This window comes from Bacillus siamensis, from assembly GCF_051628075.1.
Lineage (GTDB): Bacteria > Bacillota > Bacilli > Bacillales > Bacillaceae > Bacillus > Bacillus siamensis.
Map to the genome: position 1 here is coordinate 1,590,560 of NZ_CP155579.1, position 18,021 is coordinate 1,608,580.

Annotated in this window: 19 protein-coding genes; all 19 read left to right on the top strand. The window is 47.2% G+C overall.

What is annotated here, in order from left to right:
• The first annotated feature begins 109 nt into the window (after positions 1-109).
• The 19 genes from sdaAB to trmD all read left to right on the top strand — a co-directional run bounded on the left by sdaAB (position 110) and on the right by trmD (position 18,001).
• Positions 110-772, top strand: a complete 663-nt coding sequence (sdaAB, locus tag ABDB98_RS08145) for an L-serine ammonia-lyase, iron-sulfur-dependent subunit beta (RefSeq protein ID WP_016936152.1) — start codon at positions 110-112, stop codon at positions 770-772.
• A 20-nt stretch (positions 773-792) separates the two neighbouring features.
• Positions 793-1,695 carry an L-serine ammonia-lyase, iron-sulfur-dependent, subunit alpha gene (gene sdaAA / locus ABDB98_RS08150; protein WP_013352227.1) on the top strand — a complete coding sequence of 301 codons (903 nt, stop codon included), beginning with the start codon at positions 793-795 and terminating at the stop codon, positions 1,693-1,695.
• Positions 1,673-3,721: an ATP-dependent DNA helicase RecG gene (gene recG, locus ABDB98_RS08155; RefSeq protein ID WP_438421910.1), complete on the top strand. Its 2,049-nt coding sequence runs from the start codon at positions 1,673-1,675 to the stop codon at positions 3,719-3,721. The genes sdaAA and recG overlap by 23 nt, the downstream gene beginning before the upstream one ends.
• Positions 3,722-3,827: 106 nt before the next feature.
• Positions 3,828-4,394, top strand: a complete 567-nt coding sequence (gene fapR, locus ABDB98_RS08160) for a transcription factor FapR (RefSeq protein ID WP_016936149.1) — start codon at positions 3,828-3,830, stop codon at positions 4,392-4,394.
• 13 nt (positions 4,395-4,407) lie between these two features.
• Positions 4,408-5,406 (top strand): phosphate acyltransferase PlsX, encoded by a 999-nt coding sequence (plsX, locus tag ABDB98_RS08165; RefSeq protein ID WP_007409758.1) that lies wholly within the window; start codon positions 4,408-4,410, stop codon positions 5,404-5,406.
• A gap of 18 nt (positions 5,407-5,424) precedes the next feature.
• Entirely contained in the window at positions 5,425-6,378 is a 954-nt protein-coding gene (gene fabD / locus ABDB98_RS08170; protein WP_016936147.1) for an ACP S-malonyltransferase, read from the top strand.
• Positions 6,371-7,111 (top strand): 3-oxoacyl-[acyl-carrier-protein] reductase, encoded by a 741-nt coding sequence (fabG, locus tag ABDB98_RS08175; protein ID WP_016936146.1) that lies wholly within the window; start codon positions 6,371-6,373, stop codon positions 7,109-7,111. Before fabD ends, fabG begins: the two co-directional genes overlap by 8 nt.
• Before the next feature lie 84 nt (positions 7,112-7,195).
• Entirely contained in the window at positions 7,196-7,429 is a 234-nt protein-coding gene (gene acpP, locus ABDB98_RS08180; RefSeq protein WP_003154310.1) for an acyl carrier protein, read from the top strand.
• 138 nt (positions 7,430-7,567) lie between these two features.
• On the top strand, positions 7,568-8,317 hold the full coding sequence (gene rncS, locus ABDB98_RS08185) for a ribonuclease III (protein WP_003154303.1): 750 nt from the start codon (positions 7,568-7,570) through the stop codon (positions 8,315-8,317).
• A gap of 101 nt (positions 8,318-8,418) precedes the next feature.
• On the top strand, positions 8,419-11,979 hold the full coding sequence (gene smc, locus ABDB98_RS08190; protein WP_438421913.1) for a chromosome segregation protein SMC: 3,561 nt from the start codon (positions 8,419-8,421) through the stop codon (positions 11,977-11,979).
• 19 nt (positions 11,980-11,998) lie between these two features.
• Entirely contained in the window at positions 11,999-12,988 is a 990-nt protein-coding gene (gene ftsY, locus ABDB98_RS08195; protein WP_047475039.1) for a signal recognition particle-docking protein FtsY, read from the top strand.
• A gap of 81 nt (positions 12,989-13,069) precedes the next feature.
• Positions 13,070-13,840, top strand: a complete 771-nt coding sequence (locus tag ABDB98_RS08200) for a phosphotransferase family protein (protein ID WP_438421914.1) — start codon at positions 13,070-13,072, stop codon at positions 13,838-13,840.
• Positions 13,841-13,959: 119 nt separating this feature from the next.
• Positions 13,960-14,292, top strand: coding sequence for a putative DNA-binding protein (locus ABDB98_RS08205; protein WP_003154299.1), 333 nt, complete (start codon positions 13,960-13,962; stop codon positions 14,290-14,292).
• A 13-nt stretch (positions 14,293-14,305) separates the two neighbouring features.
• Entirely contained in the window at positions 14,306-15,646 is a 1,341-nt protein-coding gene (gene ffh, locus ABDB98_RS08210; RefSeq protein WP_438421917.1) for a signal recognition particle protein, read from the top strand.
• A gap of 105 nt (positions 15,647-15,751) precedes the next feature.
• Complete coding sequence (rpsP, locus tag ABDB98_RS08215) at positions 15,752-16,024, top strand: 30S ribosomal protein S16 (RefSeq protein ID WP_003154296.1); 273 nt, start codon at positions 15,752-15,754, stop codon at positions 16,022-16,024.
• Positions 16,024-16,269, top strand: coding sequence for a KH domain-containing protein (locus tag ABDB98_RS08220; protein ID WP_007611392.1), 246 nt, complete (start codon positions 16,024-16,026; stop codon positions 16,267-16,269). The genes rpsP and ABDB98_RS08220 overlap by 1 nt, the downstream gene beginning before the upstream one ends.
• Positions 16,270-16,357: 88 nt before the next feature.
• Entirely contained in the window at positions 16,358-16,744 is a 387-nt protein-coding gene (locus tag ABDB98_RS08225; protein ID WP_016936141.1) for a YlqD family protein, read from the top strand.
• Between the two features lie 4 nt (positions 16,745-16,748).
• On the top strand, positions 16,749-17,273 hold the full coding sequence (gene rimM / locus ABDB98_RS08230) for a ribosome maturation factor RimM (protein WP_438421918.1): 525 nt from the start codon (positions 16,749-16,751) through the stop codon (positions 17,271-17,273).
• Positions 17,270-18,001: a tRNA (guanosine(37)-N1)-methyltransferase TrmD gene (gene trmD, locus ABDB98_RS08235; protein ID WP_045926117.1), complete on the top strand. Its 732-nt coding sequence runs from the start codon at positions 17,270-17,272 to the stop codon at positions 17,999-18,001. Before rimM ends, trmD begins: the two co-directional genes overlap by 4 nt.
• The last annotated feature ends 20 nt before the right edge of the window (positions 18,002-18,021 follow it).

The following is an 18,021-nucleotide window of genomic DNA, read 5'->3' on the forward strand; positions in this document are numbered from 1 at the left end:
TAATTTACCTGCGGCAGTGCGGCAGTGTGCCTGCTTGCCAATTGATAAATGTTCAATTAGTCTAAAGAAAAGCGCTGAATGAAGTGATGTTAAGGAGGAACAAACCAGCATGAAATATAGAAGCGTTTTTGATATTATCGGCCCGGTAATGATCGGCCCGTCCAGTTCACACACCGCAGGCGCAGCCCGGATCGGCAGAGTGGCCAGAAGCTTATTCAGACGGGAGCCCCGCCGGATCGTTGTGTCTTTTTACGGATCATTTGCAGAAACGTATAAGGGTCACGGCACTGATGTGGCGATTATCGGCGGCCTGCTTGATTTTGATACATTTGATGAACGGATTAAAACAGCGATTCAAATTGCTGAAGAGAAGGGCATAGATATAGAGTTCCGCACAGAGGATGCCGTGCCCGTTCATCCGAATACGGCGCGTATCATCATTTCCGATGATGAGGGGGAGCTTGCCTTAACCGGTATTTCAATCGGCGGCGGGAAAATAGAAATCACGGAGCTTAACGGCTTTGAGCTGCGGCTTTCCGGAAACCACCCGGCTATTTTAGTCGTTCATAATGATAAATTCGGGACAATTGCAGGCGTTGCCAATGTGCTTGCGAAATTCTCAATCAACGTCGGACATATGGAAGTGGCGCGTAAGGACGTCGGCCAGCTTGCGCTGATGACGATTGAGGTCGATCAGAATATTGAAGAAGAAGTGCTGGATGAACTATCAACACTTCCTAATATTATACAGGTTACTAAGATAGCTGACTAAAAAGTCAGGAGGAAAATGACATGTTTCGTAATGTAAAAGAATTAATAGAAATCACTCAAGAAAAACAAATTCCGATCTCAGAAGTGATGATCACCCAAGAGATGGAAGTGACGCAAAAAACGCGGGAAGAGATCTTTCAAGGAATGGAACGCAATCTTTCCGTCATGGAAGCGGCGGTTGAAAAAGGGCTGAAGGGCGTCACGAGCCAGACCGGTTTAACAGGAGGAGATGCCGTGAAACTGCAGGCATACATCCAATCGGGAAAAAGCCTGTCAGGCAATCTGATTTTAGACGCCGTGTCTAAAGCTGTGGCCACAAATGAAGTCAATGCGGCGATGGGAACGATCTGCGCTACACCGACCGCCGGCTCTGCCGGGGTTGTGCCGGGAACGTTATTCGCCGTAAAGCATAAGCTGAACCCTACGACGGAACAAATGATCCGTTTTCTGTTTACAGCCGGCGCGTTCGGTTTTGTCGTAGCAAATAACGCGAGTATTTCGGGAGCGGCGGGAGGCTGTCAGGCGGAAGTCGGATCGGCATCCGGTATGGCTGCCGCTGCGATTGTGGAAATGGCGGGCGGAACGCCTCAGCAATCAGCGGAAGCAATGGCGATTACGCTGAAAAATATGCTCGGTCTCGTATGTGATCCGGTCGCCGGCTTGGTAGAAGTGCCGTGTGTCAAACGGAACGCAATGGGAGCCTCCAATGCGATGATCGCGGCGGATATGGCGCTGGCAGGGATTACGAGCCGCATTCCTTGCGATGAGGTAATAGACGCGATGTACAAAATCGGCCAGACGATGCCGACAGCACTGCGTGAAACGGGACAAGGCGGTTTAGCCGCGACACCGACGGGAAGAGAATTAGAGAAAAAAATTTTCGGAGGAGCGCTGAAATCAAGTGAAACACCATCAGCAAACTAGTATAGCGGAGATTAAGGGCATTGGGCCGGAAACAGAAAAAACATTACATGAACTGGGTATCTATGACATTTCTGATCTTCTGAATTATTTCCCTTACCGTTATGACGACTATGAGCTGAGGGATTTAGTAGAAGTAAAACATGAAGAAAGAGTGACGGTAGAAGGGAAGGTTCATTCAGAACCTTCTCTTACCTATTACGGCAAAAAACGAAACAGGCTGACATTCAGAGTGCTTGTCGGCAATTATTTAATTACCGCGGTTTGTTTTAACCGTCCGTACTTAAAAAAGAAACTGACGCTCGGTTCTGTCGTCACGATATCCGGTAAATGGGATAAACACAGGCAGACCGTATCCGTGCAGGAACTAAAAAACGGTCCTCATCAAGAAGATAAAAGCATTGAGCCTGTTTATTCCGTTAAAGAAAACGTCACCGTTAAAATGATGAGACGATTTATTAAGGATGCGCTGCAGCATCATTTGGACAGTGCGGCCGATCCGCTTCCTGAAAAATTGAGAATCCGCTACAAGCTGCCCGATTACAAACAAGCCCTGCAGACGATGCACCAGCCGGAGACGAGGGAATCGCTGCAGCAGGCAAGACGCCGGTTTGTGTACGAGGAATTCTTATTGTTTCAGCTGAAGATGCAGGCGTTCCGTAAAGCGGAAAGAGAACAGTCAAAAGGCATCAGCCACGTGTTTCCGGCTGAAAAGCTCGCCGCTTTCACAGACAGCCTTCCGTTTTCGCTCACGAACGCACAGATGCGCGTGCTCCGTGAAATTACCGCTGATATGACATCCCCTTACAGAATGAACCGTCTGCTGCAAGGTGATGTCGGTTCAGGAAAAACGGCGGTCGCCGCCATCGCTTTGTACGCTGCGATTCTGTCGGGGTATCAGGGGGCATTAATGGTGCCGACAGAAATTCTGGCCGAACAGCATGCTGACTCTCTCGTATCGTTGTTTGCAAATGAAGACGTGAATATCGCGCTTTTGACGAGTTCTGTAAAAGGCAAGCGGCGCAGGGAGCTTTTGGAGCGGCTTGCTCTCGGAGAGATTGATATTTTAGTAGGGACTCATGCTTTAATCCAGGATGAAGTGGAATTTAAAGCGCTGGGCCTTGTCATTACGGACGAGCAGCACCGGTTCGGGGTCGAACAGCGCAAAAAACTCAAGAATAAAGGCCAGGATCCGGACGTGCTGTTTATGACAGCCACCCCGATTCCGAGAACGCTGGCCATTACCGTCTTCGGAGAAATGGATGTTTCCGTGATAGATGAAATGCCCGCGGGACGAAAGCAAATCGAAACGTATTGGGTGAAACACGACATGCTGGAGCGGATTTTGGCTTTTGTTGAAAAAGAGCTGAAACAGGGCAGACAAGCCTATATAATCTGTCCGCTCATTGAAGAATCGGATAAGCTGGATGTGCAGAATGCGATTGACGTATATAACATGCTGTCTGATGTGTACCGCGGCAAATGGAATGTCGGTCTGATGCACGGGAAGCTCCATTCTGATGAAAAAGATCAGGTGATGAGAGAATTCAGCGCCAATCAATGTCAGGTTCTCGTGTCAACAACCGTCGTAGAAGTCGGGGTGAACGTGCCGAATGCGACGATTATGGTCATCTATGACGCCGACCGTTTCGGATTATCTCAGCTCCATCAGCTCCGCGGCCGGGTCGGACGGGGAGACCACCAATCTTTCTGCATCTTGATGGCCGATCCGAAATCCGAAACCGGGAAAGAGCGGATGAGAATCATGTCGGAGACAAATGACGGGTTTGAACTGTCTGAAAAGGATCTTGAACTGCGCGGTCCCGGCGATTTCTTCGGAAAAAAACAAAGCGGTATGCCCGAGTTCAAGGTGGCGGATATGGTTCATGACTACAGAGCTTTGGAGACGGCCCGTCAGGATGCGGCCAATCTTGTGTCTTCAGAAGCTTTTTGGAAAGATGACGAGTACAGCATGCTTCGCGCTCAATTGCTTTCAAGCGGTGTCTTAGAAGGGGAGAAATTAAGCTGATTCTGCAAAATTCGGCGGCTTTCAAAAAACAATCATTGCATTCCAATCTATGAAATTATATACTACTATTAGTACCTAGTCTTAATTGTCCGGATGGTGTTTATAGATGAGAAGAAGCAAGAAAGAACGCCAAAAATTATTGCAGCAGACGATCAAATCGACACCCTTCATCACAGATGAAGAATTAGCGGGGAAATTCGGCGTCAGCATTCAGACGATCCGTTTAGACCGCTTAGAGCTCTCAATACCGGAGCTGAGGGAAAGAATTAAAAACGTGGCAGAGCAAACGCTTGAAGATGAAGTGAAATCACTGCCTTTAGATGAAGTGATCGGTGAAATCATTGATCTGGAGCTTGACGGCCAGGCCATTTCTATATTAGAAGTAAGACGCGAACATGTTTTCAGCCGCAATCAGATTGCGCGGGGGCATCATTTGTTTGCGCAGGCGAACTCACTCGCCGTAGCCGTCATAGATGATGAGCTGGCGCTGACCGCAAGCGCAAATATCCGCTTTACAAGACAGGTGAAAGAGGGCGAGCGCGTCGTTGCGAAAGCCAAAGTGACGGCAGTCGAAAAAGAAAAAGGCAGAACGGTAGTGGAAGTAAACAGTTATGTGGGAGAAGAAGTCGTATTCTCCGGCAACTTTGACATGTACCGTTCAAAACAATCATAAAGGTGGAGCAAGCATGAGAATAGCTGTAGATGCAATGGGAGGCGACAACGCACCCAAAGCTGTTATTGACGGAGTAATGAAGAGTATTGAGGCATTTGATGACCTTCATATTACGCTGGTCGGTGACAAGACAACGATAGAATCACACTTGCCAACAACATCAGACCGCATCACCGTATTGCACGCCGATGAAGTGATTGAACCGACGGATGAACCGGTCCGCGCCGTACGCAGAAAGAAAAATTCTTCTATGGTGCTGATGGCGCAGGAAGTGGCTGAAAACAGAGCGGACGCCTGCATTTCAGCGGGGAATACGGGTGCATTGATGACAGCGGGGCTGTTTATTGTCGGCAGAATTAAAGGAATCGACCGGCCGGCCCTTGCGCCGACGCTTCCGACCGTATCAGGCGACGGTTTCCTTCTTTTAGACGTGGGCGCCAATGTCGATGCCAAGCCGGAGCACCTTGTCCAGTACGGAATAATGGGGTCTGTATATGCCCGGCAGGTTCTCGGAATCAGCTCGCCGCGCGTCGGCTTGTTAAATGTCGGCACGGAAGAAAAGAAGGGAAACGACCTGACAAAAAAGACGTTTGAATTATTAAAAGAAACAAACGTGAATTTTGTCGGAAACGTAGAGGCGAGAGACTTGCTGGAAGGCGCTGCTGACGTTATCGTCACAGACGGCTTTACGGGCAACGTCACGTTGAAAACATTGGAAGGTTCAGCGTTATCAATTTTCAAAATGCTGAAAGATACACTGACTTCAAGTTTTGTTTCTAAGCTGGCAGCGGGAGTGCTGAAGCCGAAGCTGATGGAAATGAAACTGAAAATGGACTATTCTGAGTACGGCGGGGCGAGTCTTTTCGGTTTAAAGGCGCCTGTTGTTAAAGCGCACGGCTCTTCTGATGCACGCGCTGTTTATCACGCGCTGCGCCAGGCGAGAGAAATGGTCAGCCAAAACGTGGCCGCATTTATAGAAGAAGAAGTAAAAGAAGAAAAAACAGATGAGTAGTCTGGAGGTTATCACACCATGAGTAAGATTGCATTTTTATTTCCCGGACAGGGATCACAATATATCGGTATGGGAAAAGACCTGTACGAACGCGAAGAAGCGTCAAAACGTATTTTTGATGAAGCGGATGAAACGCTTGAAACAAAGCTGAGCTCGCTCATTTTTGAAGGCGATGCTGAAGAATTAACCCTTACATACAATGCGCAGCCTGCGCTGTTAACAACAAGCATTGCCGTATTGGAAAAGTTTAAAGAATCCGGCATCACGCCGGATTTCACAGCCGGCCACAGCCTCGGAGAATATTCGGCGCTTGTTGCTGCGGGAGCGATGACATTTAAAGATGCCGTTTACACGGTAAGAAAACGGGGAGAATTCATGAATGAAGCCGTACCGGCGGGAGAAGGCGCAATGGCCGCTATTCTCGGAATGGATGCGGAATCCTTGAAAAAGGTGACGGATCAAGTGACGGAAAACGGCCACCTCGTACAGCTTGCAAACCTGAACTGCCCCGGCCAGATCGTGATTTCCGGAACGGCAAAAGGCGTGGAGCTTGCTTCAGAAGAAGCGAAAAACAATGGGGCAAAACGGGCGATCCCGCTAGAAGTAAGCGGACCGTTCCATTCTGAATTAATGAAGCCCGCGGCGGAAAAACTCGAAGAGGTGCTCAGCGCCTGTGAGCTGAAAAGTGCGGCTGTTCCCGTTATATCAAACGTTTCGGCTGACATCATGACAGAAAAAGACGATATCAAGAAAAAGCTGATCGAACAGCTTTATTCACCTGTACGCTTTGAAGAAACGATTAACAAACTGATTGACGAAGGAGTCACGACGTTTGTTGAAATCGGTCCCGGAAAAGTGCTTTCAGGCCTTGTGAAAAAAGTGAACCGCCGTCTGAAAACAATCGCGGTTTCTGACCATGAAACCATTGAATTGGCGATTCAAACGCTGAAGGAGGAGAATCAGGATGCTTAATGAAAAAACAGCAGTCGTAACGGGAGCGTCCCGCGGAATCGGGCGGGCGATCGCGCTTGATCTTGCGAAAAACGGATGTAACGTAGTTGTCAATTACTCCGGAAGTGAAGCGAAAGCGAACGAAGTCGTAGATGAAATCAAATCTTTGGGCCGAAATGCGATCGCGGTAAAAGCCGATGTATCAAATTCCGAAGAAGTACAAAACATGATGAAAGAGGCTGTCGCCGAATTCTCTTCAATCGACATTCTCGTGAACAATGCGGGAATCACAAAGGACAATCTCCTGATGAGAATGAAAGAAAATGAATGGGATGACGTCATCAACATTAACCTGAAAGGTGTTTTCAACTGCACGAAAGCCGTGACAAGACAGATGATGAAACAGCGCTCCGGCCGGATTATCAACGTATCATCAATCGTCGGCGTCAGCGGAAACCCGGGCCAGGCGAACTATGTGGCGGCAAAAGCCGGTGTGATCGGCTTGACAAAGTCCTCTGCCAAAGAGCTTGCGAGCCGTAATATTACGGTCAACGCCATCGCTCCGGGCTTTATTTCTACGGATATGACGGACAAGCTTTCTAAAGAAGTCCAAGATGAAATGCTGAAGCAGATTCCGCTCGCGCGTTTCGGTGATCCTTCCGATATCAGCAGCGTTGTCACGTTCCTTGCTTCTGAAGGATCGCGTTATATGACGGGTCAGACCCTCCATATTGACGGCGGAATGGTGATGTAAAGATTTGTTTTTAAAAATTCATCCTAGTTTCTCTAGTTTTTTAAAAACGAATCCTCTATAATACTTGAGGGGAGGTGAATTGCTATGGCAGATACATTAGAGCGTGTAACGAAAATCATCGTAGACCGCCTTGGCGTTGATGAAGCTGACGTCAAACTTGAAGCTTCTTTCAAGGAAGACTTAGGTGCTGATTCCCTAGATGTAGTTGAGCTTGTTATGGAACTTGAAGACGAGTTTGATATGGAGATTTCTGACGAAGATGCTGAAAAGATTGCAACAGTCGGCGACGCTGTGAACTACATACAAAACCAGCAATAAGCTGATGCTAAAAGTCCCGCCTGACAGCGGGGCTTTAGCCCTTTAACCGTTCGGTTACCGGCGTCTGACGCTGAACGCGCTGCCGATTCCGTTTACGGCGGGAAGCGCGGTGAACCTGATGTGCCTATGGAGGTTACTATGTCAAAACACTCACATTTTAAAGATAAAAAAAAGTTCTATAAAAAAATAGAGCAATTTAAAGAGTTCCAAGAACGGATTTCAGTTCATTTTCAAAACGAGAAACTTTTGTATCAAGCATTTACACATTCATCTTATGTGAATGAGCATCGGAAAAAGCCGTATGAAGACAATGAAAGGCTTGAATTTTTAGGTGACGCTGTTTTGGAACTGACGATCTCCCAATTCTTATTTGCCAAATATCCGGCCATGAGTGAAGGAGATTTGACGAAGCTGAGAGCCGCTATCGTATGCGAGCCGTCACTCGTCTCCCTTGCCCACGAATTGTCATTCGGCGATCTTGTTCTTTTGGGTAAAGGAGAAGAAATGACGGGCGGCAGAAAGCGTCCTGCGCTTTTAGCGGATGTGTTTGAAGCGTTTATCGGCGCACTGTATCTGGATCAGGGCCTTGAGCCGGTTCAGCAATTCCTGAAAGAGTACGTGTTCCCTAAAATAAACGATGGTGCTTTTTCTCATGTGATGGATTTCAAAAGCCAGCTTCAAGAATTTGTGCAGAGGGACGGAAAAGGATCGCTTGAGTACAAAATTCTCAATGAAAAAGGACCTGCCCACAACCGGGAATTCGAGGCGCTTGTCTCTCTTAAAGGTGAGGCGCTCGGCATCGGGAACGGACGTTCCAAAAAAGAAGCCGAGCAGCATGCAGCACAGGAAGCTCTTGCAAAATTGCAAAAACACCATACGAAACAATAAAATCCCCCTGTACCCCTAGGGGGATTTCAATATGTCTGCGCCTGATATAAGCGGGGGATTATGATAATATTGAGATACTTATACGATAAGGAGGATCTGGGATGTTCCTCAAACGTTTAGACGTTATAGGATTTAAATCATTTGCAGAACGGATATCCGTTGACTTTGTAAAAGGCGTCACGGCCGTTGTCGGTCCAAACGGCAGCGGAAAGAGCAACATTACCGAAGCCATCCGCTGGGTGCTCGGCGAACAATCAGCCCGCTCGCTTCGGGGCGGAAAAATGGAAGATATCATTTTTGCCGGAAGTGATTCACGCAAGCGGCTTAACCTTGCGGAAGTCACGTTAACGCTTGATAATGAAGATCATTTTCTCCCGATCGATTATCACGAAGTCAGCGTGACGAGACGGGTTTACCGTTCCGGAGAAAGTGAATTTCTCATCAACAATCAGCAGTGCCGCCTGAAAGACATCATTGACTTATTTATGGACTCCGGGCTCGGGAAAGAAGCGTTTTCCATTATCAGCCAGGGGAAAGTCGAAGAGATTTTAAGCAGCAAAGCGGAAGACCGACGCAGTATTTTTGAAGAAGCGGCCGGCGTGCTGAAATATAAAACACGAAAGAAAAAAGCGGAAAACAAACTGTTTGAGACGCAGGATAACTTAAACAGGGTGGAAGATATTCTTCACGAGCTCGAAGATCAGGTCGAACCGCTGAAAATCCAGGCATCAATCGCCAAAGACTACTTAGAAAAAAAGAAAGAGCTTGAGCACGTCGAAATCGCCCTAACAGCCTTTGATATCGAAGAACTGCATGGCAAATGGTCGGGTTTAAAAGACAAGGTGCAGGCTGCTAAAGAAGAAGAATTGGCGGAATCGTCGGCGATCTCCGCTAAAGAAGCGGCGATAGAAGAGACGAGAGATAAAATCCACGCGCTCGACGAATCCGTCAACGAGCTGCAGCAGGTTCTGCTCGTGACAAGTGAAGAGCTTGAAAAGCTGGAAGGCCGGAAAGAAGTGCTGAAAGAGCGCAAAAAAAACGCCGCGCAAAACCGGGAACAGCTTGAGGAATCGGTCACACATTACACAAAGAAAGAAGCAGAACTGAAATCGGCTATTGAAAAACAGTCTGCCGTCTTTGATAAGCTGCGTGCCGAAGTGAAGCGGTTAAATGCCCAGGTGAAAGAAAAGCAGCAGGCGCTCAGCCTTCATAATGAAAACGTCGAAGAGAAAATCGAACAATTAAAAAGCGATTACTTCGAATTGTTAAACAGCCAGGCGTCGATCCGCAACGAGCTGCAGCTTTTAGATGATCAGATGTCCCAATCTGCCGTCCAGCAGGCGAGACTGACCGCAAACAATGAAAAATATCTTCAGGAACGAAATGATATTTCCGTCCGCAAAGCGGCATGCGAAGAAGAACTTGCCGCAGTTGAAGCGGATATTGACAATCAGGTCGGCCGCTTTCGCGAAGTCCAGACCGCATATGAACAGAAAAAACGCCAGTATGAAAAGAAAGAATCAGCCCTGTATCAGGCGTATCAATTTGTACAGCAGGCCAGATCTAAAAAAGATATGCTTGAAACGATGCAAGGCGATTTTTCAGGGTTTTACCAAGGCGTAAAAGAAGTACTGAAGCAGAAGGAGCAGCTTGGCGGCATCCGCGGCGCCGTTCTCGAACTGATTTCCACTGAACAAAAATATGAAACGGCGATCGAGATTGCACTCGGCGCGGCGGCGCAGCACGTTGTCACAGACGATGAGCAGGCGGCGCGGAAAGCGATTCAATATTTAAAACAGAATTCCTTCGGCCGCGCGACGTTTCTGCCGCTTACGGTCATGAAACCGCGCCAGCTCCAAACCCGTGATGAACAGACGGCTTCGAAGCATCCGTCTTTCCTCGGTGCAGCGAGCGGGCTTGTCACGTATGATGCGGCGTATCGGAATGTCATTGAAAACCTTCTCGGCACCGTGCTGATCACTGAAGATTTAAAAGGTGCGAATGAACTCGCCAAGCTTGTCGGGCACCGCTACCGCATCGTGACGCTTGAAGGCGATGTCGTCAATCCCGGCGGATCAATGACAGGCGGCGCAGTTAAAAAGAAAAACAATTCTCTGCTCGGCAGAAGCCGTGAGCTTGAGACGGTGACGGCGCGGCTCGCCGAGATGGAAGAAAAAACAGCTAGCCTCGAAAAAGAGGTCAAATCGCTGAAACAAGCGATTCAAGAGCTTGAACATACGCTGAACGGTCTCCGTGAAGACGGTGAGGCTTTCAGAACAAAGCAGCAGGATGTAAAAGGCAGGCTGTATGAACTCGAAGTCGCCGAAAAGAACATCAATACCCATCTGGAGCTTTACGATCAGGAGAAAGCATCACTGACGGAAAGCAGCCGGGAAAAAGAGGCGCGGAAATCAGCATTGGAAGAACAGCTGAGTGAGGCATCCGGCCAGCTGAAAGAGCTTGAGGAAGAGATGGACAGGCTGACAAAACAAAAGCAGACCCTATCCTCAACAAAAGAAACGCTCTCTCATGAACTGACGGAATGTAAAGTGGCCGCGGCGAAAAAAGAACAGGCTTGCTCAAGTGAGGAAGACAACCTCAAAAGGCTGAAAAAAGAGCTTGAAGAAACGCAGCTCGCCCTGAAAGAAACACGGGAAGATTTAAGCCTCCTGACCTCAGAGATGACGTCCAGCACAAGCGGTGAGGAGCAGCTTGAAGAAGCAGCCCAACATAAGCTTCACGATAAAACGAGAACAATCGAATTGATCGCCAGCCGGCGCGATCAGCGTGTGAAACTTCAGAGGGCGCTTGATACGAACGAGCTTGAACTGAAAGAGATGAAGCGTCTGTACAGGCAAAAAACAGACATTCTGAAAGATGAAGAGGTAAAACTCGGCCGGATGGAAGTTGAGCTTGATAACCTCTTGCAATATTTACGTGAGGAGTACAGCTTATCCTTTGAAGGGGCAAAAGAACAATATCAGCTCGAACTCGAGCCTGAAGAGGCGAGAAAACGGGTCAAACTGATCAAGCTTTCAATTGAAGAGCTCGGAACGGTCAATCTCGGCAGCATCGATGAGTTTGAAAGAGTGAACGAACGGTATCAGTTTTTAACGGAGCAGAAAAATGATCTGACGGATGCGAAAAATACACTGTTCCAAGTCATTGAAGAAATGGATTCCGAAATGACGAAGCGGTTCCATGAAACGTTTATCCAGATCCGTTCTCAATTCAACGACGTGTTCCGTTCCTTGTTCGGAGGAGGGCGCGCTGAACTGAAGCTGACCGATCCGAATGACCTTCTCAACTCAGGGGTGGACATTATCGCCCAGCCTCCGGGCAAAAAACTGCAAAACTTAAATCTTTTGTCAGGGGGAGAACGGGCGCTGACCGCCATTGCCCTTTTATTCTCCATTTTGAAAGTAAGGCCTGTTCCGTTCTGCGTGCTTGATGAAGTGGAAGCCGCGCTTGATGAAGCCAATGTATTCAGGTTTGCGCAATACTTAAAAAAATACAGCAGCGACAGCCAGTTTATCGTCATCACCCACAGAAAAGGCACCATGGAAGAAGCGGATGTCCTCTACGGTGTGACGATGCAGGAATCCGGCGTTTCCCGAATGGTTTCGGTCAAACTGGAAGAAACAAAAGAATTCGTTCAGTAACGAGGAAAGAGGTTGAAAGATGAGCTTTTTTAAAAAATTAAAAGAGAAAATCACGAAACAGACAGACTCCGTCTCTGAAAAATTTAAAGATGGTCTCGAAAAAACAAGAAATTCCTTCTCAAATAAAGTGAACGAGCTCGTCTCCCGCTACCGGAAAGTCGACGAAGATTTCTTCGAAGAGCTTGAGGAAGTGCTGATTAGCGCTGACGTCGGTTTCACAACAGTTATGGAACTGATCGACGAGCTCAAAAAAGAAGTGAAGCTGAAAAACATCCAGGACCCTCAGGAAGTGCAGTCCGTCATTTCTGAAAAGCTCGTCGACATTTATAATAGCGGCGACGAACAGATTTCTGAACTGAATATTCAGGACGGGCGCTTAAATGTTATTCTTCTTGTCGGCGTAAATGGCGTCGGAAAAACGACAACGATCGGAAAGCTGGCCCATAAGCTGAAGAATGAAGGCAAATCCGTTGTGCTTGCTGCCGGAGACACCTTCAGAGCCGGGGCGATTGAACAGCTTGAAGTGTGGGGGGAGCGTACTGGCGTGCCTGTCATTAAGCAGGCTGCCGGGAGCGACCCTGCAGCGGTTATTTACGATGCCGTACACGCGGCTAAAGCAAGAGGCGCGGATGTGCTGATTTGTGATACGGCCGGCCGCCTTCAGAATAAAGTAAACTTAATGAAAGAGCTTGAAAAAGTCAAACGCGTCATCGAACGAGAAGTGCCTGAGGCTCCGCATGAGGTTCTGCTCGCGCTTGACGCGACGACAGGTCAGAATGCGATGGCGCAGGCGAAAGAATTCTCCAAAGCGACGAATGTGACGGGTATCGCGTTAACGAAGCTTGACGGCACCGCAAAAGGCGGTATCGTCCTGGCGATCCGCAATGAGCTTCACATCCCCGTGAAATTGGTCGGCCTCGGAGAAAAGGTTGACGATCTCCAGCGGTTTGATGCAGAATCTTACGTATACGGTCTCTTTTCTGATTTAGTTGAAAAAGCCGAGGATTAATGAATAAAAAACGAGTATAAAACCGTCCATTTTATACTCGTTTTTTTATACGCATTGATACTCGGAATGGAGGGGCAGTTGTTGGACAAATGGCTGAAAGCTGAATTGGAAAGTAAGATCGGCGCGATAAAACATATGTCGCTGCTGGATGAACAGGGAGGCACTTCAACCGTTCGAAAAATAGTGACCGGCCAAGGCGCATTTCTGCTGAAAAGTTCTTTTCAACAGAGGTATCGGGAATGGTTAAGGAGAGAAGCCTTTGTTTTGCAGAAGCTCACAAAAACTCATCATCTGCCTGTTCCCGTTTATTATGGATTTATACAGGAACGGCATGCCAGCCATATCGTCATGTCATTTGAGGATGGAATCACCTTGACTTCTGCTTTAAGAAAAGCAAAAGGGGATACTGAAAAGAAAAAGCTGATCAAAAGTTTCGGCCAGTTTCTGCAACGGCTGCATGAAACCGAAATGGTGCCTGGTTTACAGCCGGAAACAGACTGGCTCGATCTGCAAATTAAACGAGCCGGGGAATATGTCAAAAAAGGACAGGCTGAAGGAAGTGCAGAGCTTTTGAAGGAATTGGACCTGTACAGGCCTGTTCCTGTTCAGCAGACAATGATTCACGGTGACTGCACGGCTGATAATGTGCTGGTGAAAGACGGAGAGGTCTGTCTGTTTATCGATGCTGCGGGAATATCGGCGGGAGATCCGCGATATGATGAATCATTAGCGATCCGTCATTTTGTCACAAAGGAAGCATACCTCAATGCTTTTTACGAAGGCTATTGCCGCTATCGTGTATCAAAACAAGAATTCGAGTATTTTAACGGCGGTCTATATGAATTTTTTTAAAAACTTATTATGTAAAAAGAGCCTCATGCTTTGACAAGATAAAAACTTGACACACGCTCTGAAACCATGTAAACTATGTTTTTGTAAAGGGATTTGACTTAACAAAGGGGAGAGCTCAAATGTCGCTCGAAAAAACGACGAGAATGAACTATTTGTTTGACTTCTATCAGTCGTTGCTGACGTCAAAACAAAAGAGCTATATGTCGCTTTATTATCTGGACGATTTCTCCCTTGGTGAAATAGCCGAAGAGTATGACGTTTCAAGGCAAGCCGTTTACGATAACATCAAACGGACTGAAGCGATGCTTGAACAATATGAAGAAAAACTGCTCCTTTTTAAAAAGTTTCAGGAGCGTAAAGAAATGTTTACAAAGCTGAAAGAGCTTGCTTCCGGCTTGCAGGAAGAGGAAAAAATGACGGCTCTGATTGAAGCGCTTGAGAAATTAGATTAGGAGGCGGCAAACAATGGCATTTGAAGGATTAGCCGACCGACTGCAAAAGACGATTTCAAAAATCCGCGGAAAAGGAAAAGTCAGCGAACAAGACGTAAAAGAGATGATGCGTGAAGTTCGTCTTGCGCTTCTTGAGGCTGACGTTAACTTTAAAGTCGTAAAGGATTTTGTGAAAAAAGTAAGTGAACGGGCTGTCGGACAGGAAGTCATGAAAAGTCTGACACCCGGTCAGCAGGTTATTAAAGTCGTAAAAGAAGAGCTTACCGAGCTGATGGGCGGCGAAGAAAGCAAAATTGCCGTCGCCAAACGCCCGCCGACCGTTATTATGATGGTCGGGCTCCAAGGTGCCGGTAAAACGACAACCACGGGGAAGCTCGCCAACCTGCTGCGCAAAAAACATAACCGCAAACCGCTGCTCGTGGCTGCAGATATTTACCGTCCCGCTGCGATTAAGCAGCTAGAAACACTGGGGAAACAGCTTGATATGCCGGTCTTTTCGCTTGGCGATCAGGTCAGCCCGGTGGAAATTGCCAGACAGGCGATTGAAAAAGCGAAGGAAGAGCATCATGATTATGTGATTTTAGATACCGCCGGACGGCTGCACATCGATCACGAACTGATGGATGAGCTCTCCGGCGTAAAGGAAGTCGCAAACCCTGAAGAAATTTTCCTTGTCGTCGATTCAATGACCGGTCAGGATGCGGTGAACGTCGCCAAAAGCTTTAATGACCAGCTCGGTTTAACGGGCGTCGTTTTAACAAAGCTTGACGGGGATACCCGCGGAGGTGCGGCGCTTTCTATCCGCGCAGTCACTGAAACGCCGATTAAATTCGCCGGAATGGGAGAAAAACTCGACGCTTTAGAAGCGTTCCATCCCGAGCGTATGGCATCCCGGATTCTCGGAATGGGTGACGTTTTAACCCTGATTGAAAAAGCTCAGGCGACCGTTGATGAAGACAAAGCCAAAGAGCTTGAGCAGAAAATGAGAACGATGAGCTTCACATTGGATGATTTTCTTGAGCAGCTCGGCCAGGTCCGAAACATGGGGCCTCTTGACGAACTGCTGCAAATGATGCCCAGCGCAGGCAAAATGAAAGGCTTAAAAAACATCCAAGTCGATGAAAAACAGCTGAATCATGTGGAAGCGATCATTAAATCAATGACTGTTCTTGAAAAAGAACAGCCGGATATCATTAACGCCAACCGGCGGAAGCGGATTGCCAAAGGAAGCGGAACATCCGTTCAGGAAGTCAACCGTCTTTTAAAGCAGTTTGAGGAAATGAAAAAAATGATGAAGCAGATGACCAACATGACAAAAGGGAAGAAAAAAGGCTTTAAATTACCTTTTATGTAATCGGTTATACATGATAAAACCGTTGTTAAGAAAAAACACTTTACAAACACTTTTATCATTGTTAATATACTATCTTGTTGAAATATTTTCGGAGGTGCTAGTAAAATGGCAGTAAAAATTCGTTTAAAACGTATGGGAGCAAAAAAATCTCCTTTCTATCGTATTGTTGTAGCAGATTCTCGTTCACCGCGTGACGGCCGTTTCATCGAAACAGTCGGAACATACAACCCGGTTGCAAAGCCGGCTGAAGTGAAAATCAACGAAGAGCTTGCTCTTAAATGGCTGCAAACAGGAGCTAAACCTTCTGATACAGTCCGCAACTTGTTCTCAAGCCAAGGAATTATGGAAAAATTCCACAACGCTAAACAAGGCAAGTAATGACTGATCAGAACTTGGAAGATTTGATTGTCAGCATTGTGGCTCCGCTTGTCGACCATCCGGAAGACATAACGGTCACAAAAGAAGAGACCGATCAAAAGATTGCGCTGCGCTTATCTGTCAATAAGTCAGATACCGGTAAAATTATCGGAAAGCAAGGCCGGACTGCAAGAGCGATTCGAACCGTCGTTTTTGCAGCTGGCGCACAGTCTTCTAAGAAAGTTCAATTTGAAATATTTGACTGAAAGGGAGAGGGCCGGCACCTCCCCTTTTTTTACACGTAAAAAAGGCAAATGAACAGAAATATGTTGGAAGAGTGGGGAGTCTGGTCCTATGCAGATTATTCACAGGGTAACCGTTATGCAAGTTCTGACCGAGCAAAGCAAGGAAAAGCTTTTGGCCTCTTTTGCAGAAAAAAAGCAAACGCTTGAACGAGAATGCAGCCAGCTCTATTTTCAGCTTAGAAAACATGAAAAAGATCAGCAGAATCCCGATGTGGCGGAATCGTTTAAAAAAGCCATTGAAAAAAGACAAGACAAAATCAAAATGATCGATTTCCAAATAAGCCAGACACATTCGCTCCCGCTCGGAAGCGAAGTGAAGGAAAAGGAGATCGATGCGCTGCTTTCAATCAACGTCGGTGATAACTGGCATGAAAAAACAGCGGCAAATACCATCGTCATAAAAGACGGGGTAGTAATTGAAATTCGCCCGAGGTGATAATATGACAAACAGATGGTTTAATGTAGGCAAAATTGTAAATACCCACGGCATTAAAGGCGAAGTGCGGGTCATTTCTAAAACGGACTTTGCCGAAGAACGGTACAAGCCCGGCAATACGCTCTATTTGTTTGCGGGAGGGGCTGCGGAGCCAATCAAAGTAACAGTCAGCACCCACAGGCTTCACAAGCAGTTTCACCTGCTGCAATTCAAAGAAATGCCGAGTCTTAATGAAGTCGAACACCTAAGAAACATGGTGATCAAAGTCCCTGAAGAAGACTTGGGAGAGCTTGAAGAAGATGAATTTTATTTTCATGAAATCATCGGCTGCGAAGTGGTATCAGAGGACGGGGAACTGATCGGCACAGTGAAGGAAATCTTGACGCCCGGGGCTAATGACGTATGGGTGGTTGCAAGAAAAGGGAAAAAAGATGCGCTCATTCCGTATATCGCTTCTGTGGTCAAGGATATTAATATAAATGAGAAGACAATTAAGATCCATGTAATGGAAGGGTTAATAGACGAATGAAAATCGACTTTTTAACACTGTTTCCCGAGATGTTTCAAGGGGTTCTCGGCTCATCCATCCTGCAAAAAGCACAGGAAAAAGAGGCTGTCCGTTTTGACGTCATCAATTTCCGGGCTTTTTCGGATAATAAACACCAAACGGTTGATGATTACCCGTACGGCGGGGGAGCCGGGATGGTGTTAAAGCCGCAGCCTGTGTTTGATGCTGTTGAAAAGCTGACAGCCGGTACGGACGCCAAGCCGCGCATTATTCTCGTCTGCCCACAAGGTGAACGTTATACGCAGAAGAAAGCCGAGGAGCTGGCGGAAGAGGAACATCTGATGTTTATTTGCGGACATTATGAAGGGTATGATGAACGGATCCGGGAACACCTTGTCACGGATGAAATCTCCATTGGGGATTTTGTGCTGACAGGCGGAGAGCTCCCGGCCATGATGATTGCCGACAGCGTTGTCAGGCTTTTGCCGGGTGTCCTCGGAAAAGAAGCATCCCACGTGGAGGATTCCTTCAGCACGGGGCTTTTAGAGCATCCGCATTATACAAGGCCTGCAGATTATAAAGGCTTAAAAGTGCCTGAGACGCTTCTGTCCGGCAACCATGCCAAAATAAAAGAATGGCGCAATAAAGAATCAATCAGAAGAACCTTTTTAAGACGTCCGGACCTTCTTGAAAACTATCCTCTCACCGATGAGCAAAGAAAATGGATTTCCGAGTGGGAAAACGAATAGATTCTATTGCGCAGGCAATG

Excerpts from the sequence above, each read along its gene's own strand:
- sdaAB (WP_016936152.1), top strand. The coding sequence starts at position 110 with ATGAAATATAGAAGCGTTTTTGATATTATCGGCCCGGTAATGATCGGC.
- sdaAA (WP_013352227.1), top strand. The coding sequence starts at position 793 with ATGTTTCGTAATGTAAAAGAATTAATAGAAATCACTCAAGAAAAACAA.
- fapR (WP_016936149.1), top strand. The coding sequence starts at position 3,828 with ATGAGAAGAAGCAAGAAAGAACGCCAAAAATTATTGCAGCAGACGATC.
- plsX (WP_007409758.1), top strand. The coding sequence starts at position 4,408 with ATGAGAATAGCTGTAGATGCAATGGGAGGCGACAACGCACCCAAAGCT.
- fabD (WP_016936147.1), top strand. The coding sequence starts at position 5,425 with ATGAGTAAGATTGCATTTTTATTTCCCGGACAGGGATCACAATATATC.
- fabG (WP_016936146.1), top strand. The coding sequence starts at position 6,371 with ATGCTTAATGAAAAAACAGCAGTCGTAACGGGAGCGTCCCGCGGAATC.
- acpP (WP_003154310.1), top strand. The coding sequence starts at position 7,196 with ATGGCAGATACATTAGAGCGTGTAACGAAAATCATCGTAGACCGCCTT.
- rncS (WP_003154303.1), top strand. The coding sequence starts at position 7,568 with ATGTCAAAACACTCACATTTTAAAGATAAAAAAAAGTTCTATAAAAAA.
- smc (WP_438421913.1), top strand. The coding sequence starts at position 8,419 with ATGTTCCTCAAACGTTTAGACGTTATAGGATTTAAATCATTTGCAGAA.
- ftsY (WP_047475039.1), top strand. The coding sequence starts at position 11,999 with ATGAGCTTTTTTAAAAAATTAAAAGAGAAAATCACGAAACAGACAGAC.
- ABDB98_RS08205 (WP_003154299.1), top strand. The coding sequence starts at position 13,960 with ATGTCGCTCGAAAAAACGACGAGAATGAACTATTTGTTTGACTTCTAT.
- ffh (WP_438421917.1), top strand. The coding sequence starts at position 14,306 with ATGGCATTTGAAGGATTAGCCGACCGACTGCAAAAGACGATTTCAAAA.
- rpsP (WP_003154296.1), top strand. The coding sequence starts at position 15,752 with ATGGCAGTAAAAATTCGTTTAAAACGTATGGGAGCAAAAAAATCTCCT.
- ABDB98_RS08220 (WP_007611392.1), top strand. The coding sequence starts at position 16,024 with ATGACTGATCAGAACTTGGAAGATTTGATTGTCAGCATTGTGGCTCCG.
- ABDB98_RS08225 (WP_016936141.1), top strand. The coding sequence starts at position 16,358 with ATGCAGATTATTCACAGGGTAACCGTTATGCAAGTTCTGACCGAGCAA.
- rimM (WP_438421918.1), top strand. The coding sequence starts at position 16,749 with ATGACAAACAGATGGTTTAATGTAGGCAAAATTGTAAATACCCACGGC.
- trmD (WP_045926117.1), top strand. The coding sequence starts at position 17,270 with ATGAAAATCGACTTTTTAACACTGTTTCCCGAGATGTTTCAAGGGGTT.